The organism is Variovorax sp. CF079 (assembly GCF_900101545.1).
Classification (GTDB): domain Bacteria; phylum Pseudomonadota; class Gammaproteobacteria; order Burkholderiales; family Burkholderiaceae_C; genus Variovorax.
In genome coordinates, this window is record NZ_FMZU01000022.1 from 89,998 (window position 1) to 106,327 (window position 16,330).

17 protein-coding genes are annotated in these 16,330 nt (G+C 66.6%); 10 read left to right on the forward strand and 7 right to left on the reverse strand.

Annotated features, from left to right (window positions below):
- Positions 1-6 precede the first annotated feature (6 nt).
- Positions 7-930 carry a CAF17-like 4Fe-4S cluster assembly/insertion protein YgfZ gene (locus BLS74_RS26290; protein ID WP_093110107.1) on the reverse strand — a complete coding sequence of 308 codons (924 nt, stop codon included), beginning with the start codon at positions 928-930 and terminating at the stop codon, positions 7-9.
- Positions 931-1,015: 85 nt separating this feature from the next.
- On the opposite strand from BLS74_RS26290, the gene mltG reads away from it, so the two are divergent.
- The 10 genes from mltG (at position 1,016) to BLS74_RS26340 (ending at position 9,776) form a co-directional block, all read left to right on the forward strand.
- A complete protein-coding gene (gene mltG, locus BLS74_RS26295; RefSeq protein WP_093110108.1) occupies positions 1,016-2,014 on the forward strand; it encodes an endolytic transglycosylase MltG in 999 nt (332 codons plus the stop codon).
- Positions 2,011-2,634: a dTMP kinase gene (tmk, locus tag BLS74_RS26300; RefSeq protein ID WP_093110109.1), complete on the forward strand. Its 624-nt coding sequence runs from the start codon at positions 2,011-2,013 to the stop codon at positions 2,632-2,634. Before mltG ends, tmk begins: the two co-directional genes overlap by 4 nt.
- Positions 2,631-3,650 (forward strand): DNA polymerase III subunit delta', encoded by a 1,020-nt coding sequence (locus BLS74_RS26305; protein WP_093110110.1) that lies wholly within the window; start codon positions 2,631-2,633, stop codon positions 3,648-3,650. Before tmk ends, BLS74_RS26305 begins: the two co-directional genes overlap by 4 nt.
- Positions 3,647-4,021, forward strand: a complete 375-nt coding sequence (locus BLS74_RS26310) for a PilZ domain-containing protein (RefSeq protein WP_093110111.1) — start codon at positions 3,647-3,649, stop codon at positions 4,019-4,021. Before BLS74_RS26305 ends, BLS74_RS26310 begins: the two co-directional genes overlap by 4 nt.
- A gap of 65 nt (positions 4,022-4,086) precedes the next feature.
- Positions 4,087-4,893, forward strand: a complete 807-nt coding sequence (locus BLS74_RS26315) for a TatD family hydrolase (protein WP_093110112.1) — start codon at positions 4,087-4,089, stop codon at positions 4,891-4,893.
- Positions 4,890-5,552, forward strand: a complete 663-nt coding sequence (locus BLS74_RS26320; RefSeq protein WP_093110113.1) for an ankyrin repeat domain-containing protein — start codon at positions 4,890-4,892, stop codon at positions 5,550-5,552. The genes BLS74_RS26315 and BLS74_RS26320 overlap by 4 nt, the downstream gene beginning before the upstream one ends.
- 175 nt (positions 5,553-5,727) lie before the next feature.
- On the forward strand, positions 5,728-6,606 hold the full coding sequence (locus tag BLS74_RS26325; RefSeq protein ID WP_093110114.1) for a tyrosine-type recombinase/integrase: 879 nt from the start codon (positions 5,728-5,730) through the stop codon (positions 6,604-6,606).
- A gap of 10 nt (positions 6,607-6,616) precedes the next feature.
- Positions 6,617-7,813, forward strand: a complete 1,197-nt coding sequence (locus BLS74_RS26330) for an IS91 family transposase (protein WP_093110115.1) — start codon at positions 6,617-6,619, stop codon at positions 7,811-7,813.
- A gap of 480 nt (positions 7,814-8,293) precedes the next feature.
- Positions 8,294-8,983 (forward strand): retropepsin-like aspartic protease family protein, encoded by a 690-nt coding sequence (locus BLS74_RS26335; RefSeq protein WP_093110116.1) that lies wholly within the window; start codon positions 8,294-8,296, stop codon positions 8,981-8,983.
- Between the two features lie 526 nt (positions 8,984-9,509).
- Positions 9,510-9,776 (forward strand): hypothetical protein, encoded by a 267-nt coding sequence (locus BLS74_RS26340; RefSeq protein ID WP_093110117.1) that lies wholly within the window; start codon positions 9,510-9,512, stop codon positions 9,774-9,776.
- A gap of 3 nt (positions 9,777-9,779) precedes the next feature.
- On the opposite strand, the gene fba is transcribed toward BLS74_RS26340, so the two are convergent.
- The 6 genes from fba to rpe form a co-directional block, all read right to left on the reverse strand.
- Positions 9,780-10,802 (reverse strand): class II fructose-bisphosphate aldolase, encoded by a 1,023-nt coding sequence (fba, locus tag BLS74_RS26345; RefSeq protein WP_093110118.1) that lies wholly within the window; start codon positions 10,800-10,802, stop codon positions 9,780-9,782.
- Between the two features lie 62 nt (positions 10,803-10,864).
- The gene (gene tkt / locus BLS74_RS26350; protein WP_093110119.1) at positions 10,865-12,901 is read right to left on the reverse strand and encodes a transketolase; all 2,037 of its coding nucleotides are present in this window, start codon (positions 12,899-12,901) and stop codon (positions 10,865-10,867) included.
- Positions 12,902-12,911: 10 nt separating this feature from the next.
- Positions 12,912-13,790 (reverse strand): phosphoribulokinase, encoded by an 879-nt coding sequence (locus tag BLS74_RS26355; protein ID WP_093110120.1) that lies wholly within the window; start codon positions 13,788-13,790, stop codon positions 12,912-12,914.
- Positions 13,791-13,823: 33 nt separating this feature from the next.
- Positions 13,824-14,897 (reverse strand): class 1 fructose-bisphosphatase, encoded by a 1,074-nt coding sequence (locus BLS74_RS26360; RefSeq protein ID WP_093110121.1) that lies wholly within the window; start codon positions 14,895-14,897, stop codon positions 13,824-13,826.
- Positions 14,898-14,912: 15 nt separating this feature from the next.
- Entirely contained in the window at positions 14,913-15,623 is a 711-nt protein-coding gene (locus BLS74_RS26365; protein WP_093110158.1) for an HAD family hydrolase, read from the reverse strand.
- The gene (gene rpe, locus BLS74_RS26370; protein ID WP_093110122.1) at positions 15,620-16,330 is read right to left on the reverse strand and encodes a ribulose-phosphate 3-epimerase; all 711 of its coding nucleotides are present in this window, start codon (positions 16,328-16,330) and stop codon (positions 15,620-15,622) included. The genes BLS74_RS26365 and rpe overlap by 4 nt, the downstream gene beginning before the upstream one ends.

The following is a 16,330-nucleotide window of genomic DNA, read 5'->3' on the forward strand; positions in this document are numbered from 1 at the left end:
GCGGCCTCAGATGTCTTCGAGCAGCGGGTAGGGCAGGGGCTCGACTGTGAGCGCCGGTCCGTCGGGCGCGCCCGCGCGCAGGCCGCCCGCATCGAGCGCCGCGATCTGGATCGAGATCAGCGCGGCCGACCCGCCGCCCGGCGCCGGCGCGGCTTGCGCCACGGTGCCGACCGGCTGCTCCGGATCGTTGGCGGCAAAGACCTCCTGGCCCGCGGCGATCGGTGCATCGGCCTGCACGAGGTAGGTGCGGCGCTTCAGCGTGCCGCGGAACTGACTGCGCGCCACCACCTCCTGGCCCGGGTAGCAGCCCTTCTTGAAGTTCACGCCGCCGACCGATTCGTAGTTGAGCATCTGCGGCACGAAGGTTTCGACGATCGGCGTGCTCAGGGTGACGATGCCGCTGCGCACTTCGCTCCATTGCCACAGCGCGGGGTCGAGGGCAGCGCCCTCGGGCGCGGCGCTGCCGGCCGGCGCGATCCAGAACGCACGCGGAATGCCGTCGGACGGATAGAGCGAAACCACATTGGCGTCGCCGATCTGACTGCAACGGCCCGGCACCGCGCCGGCATCGACGCCATTGGCGGTCAGCGCAGTCCCGGCCAGGCCGTAGAGCGCAAACTCCTCGCTGGCATCGCTGAGCTTGACCTTGGCGCGCAGCACGAACATCGAAAGCCGCTTCAGGGTGACGGCAAGGATGTCGCGGCTCACGGCCAGCAGCACGCGCTCGGGCTCGGGCCGGATGCCGATGAAGCTCGCGATCATGCGGCCCTTGGCCGTGCAAAGCGCGGCCAAGCGCGCTTCGGAAGCGCCGAGCAGTGCGAAGTCCTGGGTCAGCTGGCCATTGAGGAAGTTGGCGGCTTCGGGGCCCGCGGCGCGAATCACGCCGAGGTGGGAGAGGGCTGTTACGCCATTCAGAACGACTGAGGTCATCGCTGAATTATCATGGTCGGCCCCGTCCCGTTCAGTCCGCAGGGCTACCCCGCGTCTCTTCCTCTCCGTCTTCTCCATCGGACCCGTGCGCCGCTTCTTCCTCACCATTTTTCTACTCGCCGCCTTCATCGTGCTGGGCGCCGGCGCGGCAGGGCTTTGGTGGTTGCAGCAGCCGCTCGAGCTGCCAGCGCCCACGGTCGATCTCTCGGTCGAGCCGGGCACCACGCCGCGCGGCGTCGCGCAGGCAGTGGCCGACACGGGCACGGACGTGTCGCCGCAACTTCTCTATTGGTGGTTCCGCTTCTCGGGTCAGGACCGGCAGATCCGCGCCGGCAGCTACGAACTGGAGCGGGGCATCACGCCGCGCACGCTGCTCAACGTGCTGGTGCGCGGTGAAGAGGCCACGCGCAGCCTGGTGCTGGTCGAGGGATGGAACTTCCGCCAGGTGCGTAGCGCGCTGGCCAAGGCCGAGCAGCTGAAGCCCGAGACCTTCGGCCTGGCGGACGAAGAACTGATGGCCAGGCTCGGCAAGCCGGGCCTGCACCCGGAGGGCCGCTTCTTCCCCGACACCTACACCTATTCCAAGGGCTCCACCGACATCGCGCTGCTGCAGCGGGCGATGCGCGCCATGGACAAGAAACTCGACGCCGCCTGGGCCGCGCGGGCCTCCGATGTACCCCTCAAGACGGCCGATGAGGCGCTTATTCTGGCCAGCATTGTCGAAAAGGAGACAGGAAAGGCCCAGGACCGGACCCAGATCTCGGCGGTGTTCGCCAACCGCCTGCGCGCGGGCATGCCGCTTCAGACCGATCCGACCGTGATCTACGGGATGGGCACGCGCTTCGACGGCAATCTGCGCAAGAAGGATCTGCAGACCGATACGCCCTGGAACACCTACACCCGTCCTGGCCTGCCACCCACCCCGATCGCGATGCCGGGCAAGGCAGCGCTGCTGGCGGCGGTCCAGCCGGCGCAAAGCAAGTCGCTGTACTTCGTTTCCAAGGGCGATGGCTCGAGCCAGTTCAGCAGCTCGCTCGAAGAGCACAACCGCGCGGTGAACCGCTATCAACGGAGCGGGCAATGAAGGGTTTGTTCCTGACGCTCGAAGGCATTGATGGCGCCGGCAAATCGAGCCACATCGATGCGCTCGAAGCGTTGTTCAAGGCCCGGGGCCGGCAGGTCACGCGCACGCGCGAGCCCGGCGGTACGCCGATCGCCGAAACGCTGCGCACGATGATCCTCACGCAACCGATGGATCCGCTGACCGAGTCGCTGCTGGTGTTCGCGGCGCGGCGCGATCACATCGTGCGCGTGATCGAGCCTGCACTGGCGCGCGGCGAAGTCGTCCTGTGCGACCGTTTTACCGATGCCACCTTCGCCTACCAGGGGGCGGGGCACGGCTTTGACACCGCGGTGCTGTCCGCGCTCGAACAATGGGTGCAGGGCCGGCCGCTGCAGCCCGACATCACCCTGTGGTTCGACCTGTCGCCCGAACTGGCGGCCGAGCGGCTGGCCGGCGCGCGCCTGCCGGACAAGTTCGAGTCGCAGCCGGTCGAGTTCTTCCGTCGCGTCGCCGCAGGCTATGCGCAGCGGGCAGCCGCGGCATCGCGCTTCGTGCGCATCGATGCCGGCCAGTCGCGCGACCAGGTCTGGCAGCAGATCGAGGCGGCCCTGGCCGCGCGCGGCCTGATGGGGTCTCGATGAGCGCGCCCGCGCTGTCGCCCTGGCTGCAGCGGCCGCTGGGCGAACTGCTGCGCCAGCGCGGCCATGCCTGGCTGCTGCAAGGGCCTTCGGGCCTGGGCCAGTACGAGCTCGGTTTGGCACTGGCCGCCGCCTGGCTCTGTGAGCAGCGCGACGAGGCAAAGGGGGAGGGCGCCTGCGGCCACTGCCCGAGCTGCCACGCGATTTCCGTGCGCACCCATGCCGATCTCTGCGTGCTGATGCCCGAGGTGGCGATGCAGGAACTCGGCTGGCCGCTCGACGAAAAAAGCCAGGCCGACATCGACGACAAGAAACGCAAGCCCAGCCGCGAGATCCGTGTCGAGGCGATGCGCGATGCGGTCGGCTTCGCCCAGCGCACCAGCGCGCGCGGGCGCGGCAAGGCGGTGCTGGTCTATCCGGCCGAGCGCATGAACACGATCACGGCCAATGCCTTGCTGAAGACCTTGGAAGAGCCGGTCGGCGACGTGCGCTTCGTGCTGGCGAGCGAAGCCGCCTGGCAACTGCTGCCCACCATCCGCAGCCGCTGCCTCGGCTTCACCTTGCCCTGGCCTGAACACGAGGACGCGCGCAACTGGCTGGTGGAGCAGGGCGTGCCCGCCAATGATGCGCCCGCCCTGCTGCGCGCGGCCGGCGGACGGCCGAGCGATGCGCTGCGGCTCGCCGCCGCGGGCCAGTCGCCCAAGGCCTGGGGATTGCTGCCCAAGGCCATGCTGCGCGGCGACGTTGCCGCGCTGGCCGACCATGCGCCGGCCCAGGCCATCAGCGCGCTGCAGAAGCTGTGTCACGACCTCATGGCCACCGGCAGCGGCGCTGCGCCGCGTTTCTTCGAGGCCGCGGACCTGCCGGCCGTGCCGCCGAAAGTCGCGTTGGCCCGCTGGTCGAAATCGCTCGCGAATGCTGCAAAAACCGCAGAACACCCGTTCAATGCGGGCCTGATGCTCGAAGCGCTTGTGAGCGAGGCGCGAAGCACCCTAAACTCGGCAGGCCGCCGCCCATGAACACACCTGCATCCACCACCCCCTCCGCACCTGCCCGGCCCAGCGTCATCCAGCTGGCCATCAAGGAAAAAGGCGCGCTCTACGCGGCGTACATCCCGCTGTTCGCCGAAGGCGGCATCTTCATTCCGACCTCGCGCGAGTACCGCCTGGGCGACGACGTCTACGTGCTGCTCACGCTGCCCGAAGATCCGCAGCGCTATCCGGTGGCCGGCAAGGTGGCCTGGATCACCCCGGCCCGCGCCGCCGGCAATCGGGCGCCGGGCGTCGGTATCCGCTTCCCGTCCGACGACAAGTCGCGCCAACTCAAGGCGCGCATCGAAGAGGCGCTCGGCGGCACCATGGCCTCCGACCGGCCAACCCAGACCATTTGAGTCCCCGTTCACGAGACGCGGACCGCAGGCAGTGCGGATGCACAGCCGTTTCTTGAAGCTCCGCGATGTTCACAGACTCCCACTGCCACCTGACATTCCCCGAGTTCGCCGGCCAGATGCCGCAGATTCGCGCGGCGATGGCCGCCGCGCAAGTCGACCGGGCACTCTGCATCTGCACCACGTTGGAAGAATTCGCCGAGGTGCAGGCCCTGGCGGCGCGTTTTGACAACTTTTGGGCCAGCGTAGGCGTCCATCCGGACAACGAGAACATTGCAGAGCCTTCGGTGGAAGACTTGGCGCAGCGTTCCGCTTTGCCCAAGGTCATCGCCATCGGCGAGACCGGCCTCGACTATTACCAGATGGAAGAACGCAAGGGCGGGCGCAGCATCGCCGACATGGAATGGCAGCGCGACCGCTTCCGCGTGCACATCCGTGCCGCACAACAGGTGCGCAAGCCGCTGGTGATCCATACGCGCGAAGCCTCGGCCGACACGCTGGCGATCCTGAAGGAGGAGGGCGAGGACGGCAGGCCCCAAGCCGCGGGCGGCGTGTTCCATTGCTTCACCGAGACCGCCGAGGTCGCACGCGCCGCGCTCGACCTGGGCTTCTACATCTCCTTCTCGGGCATCTTGACCTTCAAGAAGGCGCAGGATCTGCGCGACGTCGCGGCCTTCGTGCCGCTCGACCGCATGCTGATCGAGACCGACAGCCCCTATCTGGCGCCCGTGCCGTACCGCGGCAAGACCAACAATCCCTCGTACGTGCCCTTCGTGGCGCAACAGATCGCGCAGCTGCGCCAGTTGCCGCTGGAGACCATCGCGCAGGTCACCAGCGACAACTTCGAAACTCTTTTCGCTGCCGTGAAAGCATGAAAAACTACTTTAAGAAGATCGTATATCTATCTGTTTTTACAGCAACTTTTGTCATTCATGCCGGCTCGTTCGAGGACTTCTTCCGGGCCGTGCGCAGCGACAACGCGAGCGTCGTCAATGAGCTGCTGAACCGAGGATTCGACCCCAATACCCCCGACGAGCAAGGCCAGACCGGCTTGCTGATCGCGCTGCGCGAGCCGTCGCCGAAGGTGATCCAGGCCTTGCTGGATTCGCCCAAGACCAATGTCGAGCTGCGCAATGCCAAGGACGAGAGTCCTTTGATGATGGCTGCGCTCAGGGGCCAGCAGGATCTCGTGGCCAAGCTGATTGCGCGCGACGCCGACGTCAACAAGCCGGGCTGGGCGCCGCTGCATTACGCGGCCACCAACGGCCACGTGGCCGTCATAAAGCAGCTGCTGGACAACTACGCCTTCATCGACGCGCAGTCGCCCAACGGCACCACGCCGCTGATGATGGCCGCGATGTACGGCTCGACCGCGGCCGTACAGCTGCTGCTTGACGAAGGCGCCGACACCCAGATGAAGAACGAGCAAGGCCTGACGGCGATCGATTTCGCCCAACGAGCCAATCGACCGGATGCGGTCCGGCTGCTGAGCACGGCCGTCCGAGCCAAGAGGCCCAGCGACGGCAAGTGGTGACGGGCTTGGGGCGGTCGACTATGCGACATGTCTACTTGGACTAAACCGCTCACGCGGTAGCGCGTCTCACAGGTCGTCCACCTCCACGCCAGCATTCCCATGAGCGCCCCGATGCGAAACGATTCGGTTGCGATACCAGCAGCCAGTCCGTTCCAACTCGCAAAGGAGCTTCACCATGACCCCGCTTCGCCAGCGGATGCTCGAAGACATGAGCATCCGCAACTTCGCCACGAACACCCAGCGGTCCTATCTCCAACAGGTCAGTGCCTATGCGCAGCACTTCCGATGCTCGCCCGAGCAACTCGGTCCGGAGGACGTGCGGTCCTATCAGGCCCACTTGCTCAAGACACGGATGCTCGCACCGGGCACCATGGCTGTGACCACCTCGGCGCTGCGTTTCCTCTACATGGTGACGCTCAAGCGCGACTGGACGGTGGACGACATTCCAATGCCGAAGAAGCCGTGGAAGCTGCCAATCATCTTGAGCCCGGCGGAAGTCGCTCACTTCCTCGAATGTGTCGATAGCCTCAAGCACCGCACAATTCTCACGACGGCATACGCCGCAGGTTTGCGCGTGTCCGAAGTCATCCATTTGAAGGTGACCGACGTCGACAGCCAGCGCATGGTGCTTCGCATCGAACAGGGCAAGGGTCGCAAGGACCGCTATGTGATGCTCTCGCCGCGGTTGCTGGACGCGCTGCGAGCGTACTGGAGGACGTCTCATCCGAAGGTCTGGCTGTTCCCGGGCCAGATTCCCGGCCAGCCCATCACGCGCGCGACCGTGGAACTTGCGTGCCAGAAAGCCCATCGCGCCGCTGCGATCGGCAAGCCGGTCACCCCGCACTCCCTGCGCCATGCGTTTGCCACGCACCTGCTGGAAGCGGGCACAGATCTCAAGCGCATCCAGCTACTGTTGGGCCATCGCAGCCTTAGCACCACCTCGCGCTACCTGAAGGTGGCAGCCAACACGGTGTGCGACACGATCAGCCCGCTGGATGCGCTGCCTGAACTCGCACCGCCGCTGCCAAGACCCGCCCCGCCCGCCATGTTCTGAACGTTCGGCGATGCGAGCCACCGGGCTCGAGGTGGCGGATATCTTCCGCCAGGTCGGGCCTGCCTTCCGTCAGGGTCACGCGGCTGCACTGAGCCGCGGGGAGGGCCGTGTCATGCGCGCCATCGAGACCTGTCGAACGGCTGCGCTGGGCGGTCACGTCGAGCAGTGCGATGCCTGCGGGCATCAACGCATTGCGTTCAACAGCTGCCGAAACCGGCATTGCCCCAAGTGCCAGTCGCTGGCGCGCGCGCAGTGGCTCGAAGACCGGCAGGCAAAGCTGTTGCCGGTCGAGTACTTCCACGTCGTCTTCACTGTGCCCCAGGAGATCGCAGCCATCGCCTACCAGAATAAGGCCGTGGTCTACGACATCCTGTTCCACGCTGCGGCCGAGACCTTGCGCACCATTGCCGCCGATCCGCGCCATCTGGGCGCTTCGATCGGCTTCATCTCCATCCTGCACACGTGGGGCCAGAATCTGATGCACCACCCCCATCTGCATTGCGTAGTACCTGGGGGAGGGCTAGCACCGGACGGCCAGCGGTGGGTCGCCTGTCGGCCCGGGTTCTTCCTTCCGGTGCGGGTGCTGTCACGCCTGTTCCGGCGTCTGTTCCTGGAAAGGTTGCACCAAGCCTCCGAAGAGGGCGCGTTGCGCTTCTTCACCAGCCTTGCGCCGCTGCAGGAGCCCGCGGTTCTTGCCACCTATCTGGCGCCCATCGCCCGGACCGAATGGGTGGTCTATTCAAAGCCGCCCTTCGGTGGCGCCCATCAAGTCCTGGAGTATCTCGGCCGATACACCCACCGCGTGGCGATCTCGAACAACCGCTTGGTCGAGTTCACCGGCCGCACAGTGGCCTTTGCTTGGAAGGACTATCGCCACGAATCGCGTCGAAAGGTCATGCGGCTCGAAGCAGGGGAGTTCGTGCACCGCTTCCTGCTGCATGTGCTGCCGACAGGCTTCCAGCGCATTCGGCACTATGGACTGCTGGCCAACCGCAACCGCGACGCCCGGCTCGAACACTGTCGCGAGTTGATGGCGGCACCGGTCGTTGAGTTACCAGCGGCGCCAATCGGATATCAAGATCGATACCAGCGTCTGACCGGTGTGTCGCTACGTGACTGTCCGCACTGTGGGCATGGTCAGATGATCCTCATCGAGTCCTTCCTGCCGGGAACCTCGGCGCGCGGTCCACCGCGGGTGAACGCATGAGGCCAGCTGCGAGCGTCGTACGGGGCACTTCAGGCACCACGCCGGGCGTGTCTGGCTGGCGCTCGCTCGCCGACGCTCAAGACCTTCGAATCGCGAGCATCTCATTGCTCACGCCAAGAGTTTGGTCATCCGCACACCGACACGGAAGCGCCAGAAGTCCGGCCGTGCAGCTTGGATCATCAGGCCGCGGACGCGCGCCGCCGATTCAATCCCCATAGCGCAGCCGCTGCGCCGCCGGTTCAGTCCAAGAGGGATCTTTAGCCAACCGCCTGCGGACGAGGCGCCACGCCCTATAACGCTGGTGCGCGCCGCAGACGCTCGGCTAAAGACCTCTGCCTTTGCTCGAATGCGACATTACAACTTTGCTCCCACAGACTTGGGCAATACAATGTGCATTATGTTAAATTAACAGGAAGGCTCAGCGTAGGAGCCCTGCCGTCGATCGCTTCCGGCGAACCGCCTGGCTGACATGGAATTTGGATGACGCTGCGCCGCTACCGGATGAAGCATCGTCTGAGCCCGTTGATCAGCAAACGAGGTCGGGCCATGTCGAAGCATTCGAAATCCAAACAGGCGCTGCGCTATCTCGGAGCACAAGCGGCGATCGCCCTCGGTGTCGTCGTCGGGTACCCGGTCGCGGCCACGGCCGCGGAGCCCATCTTCAAATGCGGCAAGACCTACACGAACGTGCCGCCCAGCGCGCGCCCTGTCCAGCAGCGGTCCGAGGGCTGCGTGCTGGTCGACAACACTGCCACTCAACCCAAGACAAAGACGACGAGCATCGCGGCCGACGGTTCTCGGCAGATCACCGTTCCCGTCGGCCAGGACGGCCGCTTCTGGGTTCCAGGTACCGTCAATGGCTTTCCGGTGCGCTTCGTGATCGACAAGGCCGCCACAGTCAATGCCGGCGTCGCCGTCAGCGAGGACTTCGCCGCACGGGCGAACCTGATCGGCGGCTCGCCTGCGCACATGCAGACGGCTGGGGCCGTCATGGATGCGCGCCGCATCGAGCGGGTGCCCATGACCTTCGGGCCCTTCAGCGTGCCGCAGGCCACCGTGGTCGTGGGCTCACTCGGACGCAAATCGACGGACGCCCTCCTCGGCCAGGAACTGCTGTCGCTTTTCGACGTCACTGCAAACGACCGTGAACTGACGATCGTGGGCAGATAGGCTGAACACGCGCTCAGCGCCGTCGAGCCGCGACAGAGTTCAGCGCGTGACGCGAATGCGCGCCGCCTGTCTTCCGATGACTTGGCAGGGGACCAACTATTTTTGTGAGAAATTTGCAAAGCCGACTTGTGGCTAAGTGAGTTCTTCATCTATCCCAGGGGACACGAATTTCACTGCGAAAGTTGTCCACCGAACATGTGGGCAACTCTGTGGGAAACGTCGTCTGCCACCCGGTTTGGCGTTGTACGACGAGCGCTTCGCACCCGTGCCTCCAAAAACAAGCATTCGTAGCTCCAGGGCCACCGGGCCTTTCGACGGCCTCCAGCTTTTTGCGATTCGCACATTGTTCGAAAACCCGGCGAGCGCGTGGCACACAGTGTCATGACGGCGGCGCAGGACCGGCTCCGGCGAGCCGGCGAACGGCTGGCATGAATTGTGATTACCGAAGTACTACGCCGGTCACCCAGGCCGGTGTCGTACGTTGTGATCGGATTCACCTGAGACCTCTACAGGGAGACTGGAAAACATGGCATACATCGATCGTGTATCGGCGGCGCAAGCGCACGCGGGCGAGAGCAGCGAAGCGAGACATTCCGACCAGACCACAGGCCCGCGCTACGAATTGCGTTTTCGATCCCTGTTTCGGGAAGGCCGGGGCTGGGCCTTCCCCTGCGATGCGGCAGGTCACGTCGACATGGATTCCATGAGCGAGCGGGCGCGCAACAACTACATGTTCGCACGAGCGCTCATCGGGATCGACGTCGCCCCGCCCTGCGTCCAAGCGGCGCATTGAGCTTCAGCGCTCCGCCAGTGCCGCTGGCTTGATTCTGCCCGCCATACCGGCGCTGCCGAAGGCCTGGAAGCGATCGACGCAGAGATTGCGTGCGGCGGCGGTGGCGTCCTTCAGGAATTTCCGCGGGTCGAACTCGCTGCGATCGCGCCCCATGGCACGGCGCATGGCGCCGGTCATGGCCAGCCGGATGTCGGTGTCGATGTTGATCTTGCGCACGCCGTGGCGGATGCCCTCCTGGATCTCCTCGACCGGCACGCCATAGGTCTCCTTGATCTCGCCGCCGAATTCGCGAATGACCGCCAGCCATTCCTGCGGCACCGACGAGGAGCCGTGCATCACCAGGTGCGTCTGCGGAATGCGCGCATGGATGTCCTTGATGCGGTCGATCGCCAGGATGTCGCCGGTCGGCTTGCGGCTGAACTTGTAGGCGCCGTGCGAGGTGCCGATGGCGATCGCGAGGGCATCGACGCCGGTCCTGGCCACGAAGTCCGCCGCCTGCTGCGGGTCGGTCAGCAGCTGGTCGTGCGAGAGCACGCCGTCGGCGCCGCTGCCGTCTTCCTCGCCGGCCATGCCGGACTCCAGCGATCCGAGGCAACCCAGTTCGCCCTCGACCGAGACGCCGACCGCATGCGCCATTTCCACCACCCTGCGCGTCACGCCGACGTTGTAGTCGTAGCTGGCCGGGGTCTTGGCGTCTTCCATCAGCGAACCATCCATCATGACGCTGGTGAAGCCCGAGCGGATGGCCTGCATGCACATCGACGGACTGGCGCCGTGGTCCTGGTGCATCACGACGGGAATCTCAGGGTACATCTCCACGGCGGCCTCGACCATCTTGCGCAGAAAGGGCTCGCCGGCGTACTTGCGGGCGCCGGCCGAGGCTTGCAGGATGACCGGGCTGTCGGTCTTCCTGGCCGCCTGCATGATGGCCTGGATCTGCTCCAGGTTGTTGACATTGAAGGCCGGAACGCCGTACTGATGCTCAGCAGCGTGGTCCAGCAGTTGGCGCAGTGAAATCATGGCCATGGCAGGCTCCTGTGGAAGTGGGATGGGAATGGGAACGAAGCGTCAACGCGGGGTGTAGCGCCTCATGCGGTCTCCCTCACGCCGGCATGCGAGACGCTCGCCAGCAGGCGCCGGGCACGCTCGGCCACCGCCTCGGCAGTAATTCCGAACAGCCTGAAAAGCTCGCCGGCCGGTGCCGACTCGCCGAAGCGGTCGAGCCCGACCACGTCGCCGTGCTCGCCGACGAACTTCCACCACAGGCCGGTGCTGCCGGCCTCCACTGCCAGCCGCGGCAGGTGGCGCGGAATCACCGCGTGGCGCCAGTCCGCATGCTGGCGCTCGAACACATCCATGCACGGCACCGAAACCACGCGGGCCGCAATGCCCTCCTTGTCCAGCAAGGCCGCGGCCGCCAGTGCGACCGCGACCTCCGAGCCGCTCGCCAGCAGGGCCACGCGCTCCGCTTCCGGACGCCACAGGATGTAAGCGCCCCGCGCGATGGATTCGACGCGCTCGCCGCCGCCGGCATGCGGCAAGGCCTGACGCGTCAGCAGCAGACAGCTCGGCCCGTCCATGCGGCGCAATGCCTGCCGCCAGGCCACGGCCGTTTCGGTGGCGTCGGCAGGACGCCAGACATCCACATCCGGGATCAGGCGCAAGCTCGAGGCATGCTCGACCGGTTGGTGCGTCGGGCCATCCTCGCCGAGCCCGATCGAGTCGTGCGTGAAGACGTAGATGACCGGCAGCTTCATCAGCGCCGACATGCGCACGCCGTTGCGCGCGTAGTCGGAGAAGGTCAGGAAGGTACCGCCGAAGGGCCGCAAGCCGCCGTGCAGCGCTAGCCCGTTCATGATCGCCGCCATGCCGAACTCGCGCACGCCGTAGTGCACGTGATTGCCCGTGCCCGCACCCTTGAGCGCGCGGTGCCCTTTCCAGTCGGTCAGGTTCGAGCCGGTGAGGTCGGCCGAACCGCCGATCAGTTCCGGCATCGCCGGCCCGAGCTCGTCGAGCACCTGCTGCGAGGCCTTGCGGGTGGCGACGGCCGCCTGCCGCTGCTGCGCAGCCGCTGCCGCCGAGGCCAGCGCTGCCTCGACCTGCGCAGTGAGCGGTGCGTCGGCGCGATGGCGACGCAGCAGCTCGCGCGCGAGCGCCGGATATTCCTGCGCATAGGCGGCGAAGCGCGCCTGCCACGCCGCGTGCAGCGCGGCGCCCGACTCGCGCGCCGACCACGCCTCTGCAACATCCGGCGGCAGCTCGAAGGGCGGCGCACTCCAGCCCAGCGCCTGCCGCGTGAGGGCGACCTCGGCTTCCCCCAGTGCCTCGCCGTGCGCCTTCGCGCTACCCGCTCGATTCGGCGAGCCCTGGCCGATGCGCGTCTTGCAGCACACCAGCACCGGCCGGTCCGCGGCCGCGGCCTTGGCGATGGCCGCGTCGAGGGCCGCCGCGTCATGGCCGTCGACATCGCGCAGCACGGTCCAGCCGTAGGCTTCGAAGCGGCCCGGCGTGTCGTCGCTGAACCAGCCGCAGACCTCACCGTCGATGGAAATGCCGTTGTCGTCGTAGAAGGCCACGAGCTTGTTCAAGCGCCAGGTGCCCGCCAGCGAACAGGCCTCGTGGCTGATGCCTTCCATCAGGCAGCCGTCGCCGAGGAACACATAGGTGCGATGGTCGATCACCGCATGGCCGGGACGGTTGAACTCCTCGGCCAGCAACTTCTCCGCCAGCGCCATGCCGACCGCATTGCCGATGCCCTGCCCCAATGGCCCCGTGGTGGTCTCGACCCCGGGCGTGACGCCGACCTCGGGATGCCCGGGCGTGCGCGAATGCAGTTGGCGAAAGCGCCGGAGTTCCTCCATCGGCAGCGCGTAGCCGCTCAGGTGCAGGAGCGCATACAGCAGCATCGAGCCGTGCCCGTTGGAGACGACGAAGCGATCGCGGTCGATCCACCGCGGATGGGCCGGGTCGTGCCGCAGGCGATGCCGCCACAAGGCCTCGGCGATGTCGGCCATGCCCATCGGCATGCCTGGATGGCCCGAGTTGGCGGCCTGCACCGCGTCCATGGCCAGCGCCCGGATGGCGTTGGCGCACTGCGTGCGCAAGGCAAGGATTTCAGTTGTCATGACGAAGTTCCTAGATGGCATACGCTTTCTTGCGGCGCTCCATGAGGCGCAGGATCATCGGCGTGAAGATCAGCTGCATGGCCAGTTCCATCTTTCCGCCCGGCACCACCAGCGTGTTGGCGCGCGACATGAAGGAGTCGTGCAGCATGCTCAGCAGATAGGGAAAGTCGAAGCCCGTCGGGTTGGCGAAGCGGATCACCACCAGGCTTTCGTCCGGGCTCGGGATGGTGCGCGCGATGAACGGATCGGAGGTGTCGACCACCGGCACCCGCTGGAAATTGATGTGGGTGCGCGTGAACTGCGGGCAGATGTAGTGCACGTACTCGTGCATGCGGCGCAGGATCACGTCGGTCACGGCCTCGGTGGAGTAGCCGCGGGTGCTCTTGTCGCGGTGCAGTTTCTGGATCCACTCGAGGTTGATCACCGGCACCACGCCGATCAGCAGGTCGACATGGCGCGCGATGTCGACCTTGGCCGTCGTCACGCCGCCATGCAGGCCTTCGTAGAACAGCAGTTCGCTCGCCGGCAGCGTTTCCCACGGCGTGAAGGTACCGGGCTCCTGCTCGTAGGGCGCCGCCTCGTGCTCGTCATGCAGATACTTCCGGCTGCGGCCGACGCCCGCTTCGCCGTAGTCGCGAAACAGCGCTTCGAGCTCGGCGAACAGGTTGGCATCCTCGCCGAAATGGCTGAAGTTCCGGTTGCCGGCGGCCTCCTCCTCGGTCATTGCCGCTTTCATGGCGTTGCGGTCGTAGCGGTGAAAGCTGTCGCCCTCGACGATCGCTGCCTTGACGCTCTCGCGGCGGAAGATGTTCTCGAAGGTTCGGGTGACGGAAGTGGTGCCGGCGCCGGAGGAGCCGGTGATGGCAACGATCGGATATTTGGCTGACATGGTGGCCTCGGGAATGAAGAATTCGTGCCTGGTTCAGGCCGCGGTCGCGAACAAGCCACGCTTGCCGAACAGCGGCGCCTGGTAGGTGTCCTGCGGCTCCTCGGCGTGGTACGCCTCCACGCGCGCGACCTCTTCGGACGAGCCGAAGACCAGGCCGATGCGCTGGTGGATCGCCTCGGGCTCGACCGTCATCAGGCGCCGGCGGCCGGTGCTGGCCATGCCGCCGGCCTGCTCGATCAGGAAGGAGATCGGATTGGCCTCGTAGAGCAGGCGCAAGCGCCCCGCCCGGCCCGCCTCCTTGCTGTCGCGCGGGTACATGAACACGCCGCCGCGCATCAGGATGCGGTGCGTCTCGGCCACCAGAGAGGCGATCCAGCGCATGTTGAAGTCGATGCCGCGCGGGCCTTCCCGGCCGGCCAGGCATTCGTCGACATAGCGCTTCACCGCCGGCTCCCAGAAACGGCTGTTCGACGCGTTGATCGCAAACTCGCTGGTCCGCGCAGGAATGCGCAGGTTCGGATGGCTCAGCACCCATTCGCCCAATTGCGGATCGAGCGTGAAGGCATGCGTGCCGTTGCCCAGCGTCAGCACCAGCATCGTCGAAGGGCCGTAGATCGCATAGCCGGCGCCGACCTGCTGCGTGCCGGGCTGCAGAAAGTCCTCCGGCCTGGCGTCGCGCTCGGGCGTCGGCGCGCGCAGGATCGAGAAGATGCTGCCCACCGCCACGTTGACGTCGATGTTGGATGAGCCGTCCAGCGGGTCGAACAGCAGCAGGTACTTGCCGCGCGGATCCTGCTGCGGCGGCACGTAGGGCGCCTCCATCTCCTCGGACACCATGCCCGCCACGTGGCCGCCCCACTCGTTGGCGCGCAGGAACATGTCGTTGCTCAGCACGTCGAGCGTCTTCTGTTCCTCGCCCTGCACGTTGTGGCTGCTGGCGCTGCCGAGCATGTCCGCGAGCGCGCCCAGCGCCACCTTTCGCGATATCGCCTTGCAGGCGAGCGAAACGTCCGTGATGACGGCATTGAGCGCCCCCGTGGCGCCTGGATGGCGGCGGCGTTCCTCGATGATGTACTGGGTCAGCGTGGCCTTGCCTGCGATTGGCATGTCGATCTCCTGGTTCTAGTCATTCGTCGTTTCTTCTTCGCTGCGCATGGCGCGCGACGCGAGTGCGTTCAGCAGCAGTTGCTGCGGCGTCGCCAGGCGCCACGCCGGCACCGATGCGGTCCCGACCGCGCGCCCGCCGTAGCCCCATGCGACCAGGGCGGCCGGACATCCGGCGGCCTTCGCGGCGAGCAGGTCGGGCGGCCCGTCGCCGACCATCAGCAGGCGCGCAGGCGCCACCCCCAGCCGATGCGCCGCGGCCAGCAGCAGGTAGGGCGCAGGCTTGCGCTGGGCTTGCGCATCGGCGCCGTAGACCCCGGTCAGAAAAGGCAGCAGTCCGGCCGCATCCAGCACGGCGCGTGCCAACCGCGTCGGCTTGTTGGTGACCACCACCATCGGCAGCGTCCGGGCCAGGCCGGCGACCAGCTCGGCGATGCCGTGGAAGACGCTGCCCGATCGCAGAGGCGCCGCCAGCGTGTGCGCATCGAAGGCCTTGCGCAGCCGGGCCTGCAGCGCTTCGTCGGCGTCGATGCCGTGCCAGCACAAGGCGTGCGCGATCAGCGCGTCGGGCCCGTCGCCGATCCATGCGCGCACGGTGTCCAGCTCGAAGCCCTCCAGGTCCGCCTCTTCGAGCGCGGCATTCAAGGCATGCCGGATGTCCGGCGCGCTGTCGACCAGCGTGCCGTCGAGGTCGAAGGCGATGGCGTCGATGGCGCGCAGATCCTTCATGCCGCGCACCCCGCCAGCGCCCGAGTGCGGATGGCGTCGATGGCCTCGCGATAGCGGCCGCCGGCAAACACCGCCGAGCCGGCCACGAGCGTGTCGGCGCCCGCGGCGCCGATGCGCTGCGCGTTGTCGGCTTTCACGCCGCCATCGACCTCGAGCCAGATGTCGCGCCCGCTCGCATCGATGCGGCGGCGCGCTGCCTCGATCTTCGGTAGCACGCTCTCGATGAAGCTCTGCCCGCCGAAGCCGGGATTGACCGACATCAGCAACACCAGGTCGAGTTGGTCCAGCACATGGTCGAGCACCTGCAGCGGCGTCGCCGGGTTGAGCACCAGCCCGGCCTTGCAGCCGCTGGCCTTGATCAGACGGATGGTCCGGTCCACGTGCTCGCTGGCCTCGGGGTGGAACGAAATGATCGAGGCGCCGGCCTCGACGAACATCGGGATCAGCGCGTCGACCGGCTTGACCATCAGGTGCACATCGATGGGCACCGTGGCGTAAGCCTTGATGGCCTGGCACACCAGCGGACCGGCGGTCAGATTGGGGACGTAGTGGTTGTCCATCACGTCGAAATGGATCAGATCGGCGCCGGCTTCGATGACCGCCCTCACCTCCTCGCCCAGGCGCGCGAAGTCCGCCGACAACAGGCTGGGCGCGATCCGCATGGTCGGGGCGGACCCGGGCCGCGCGGAGATTTCTTTCTGCTGCAT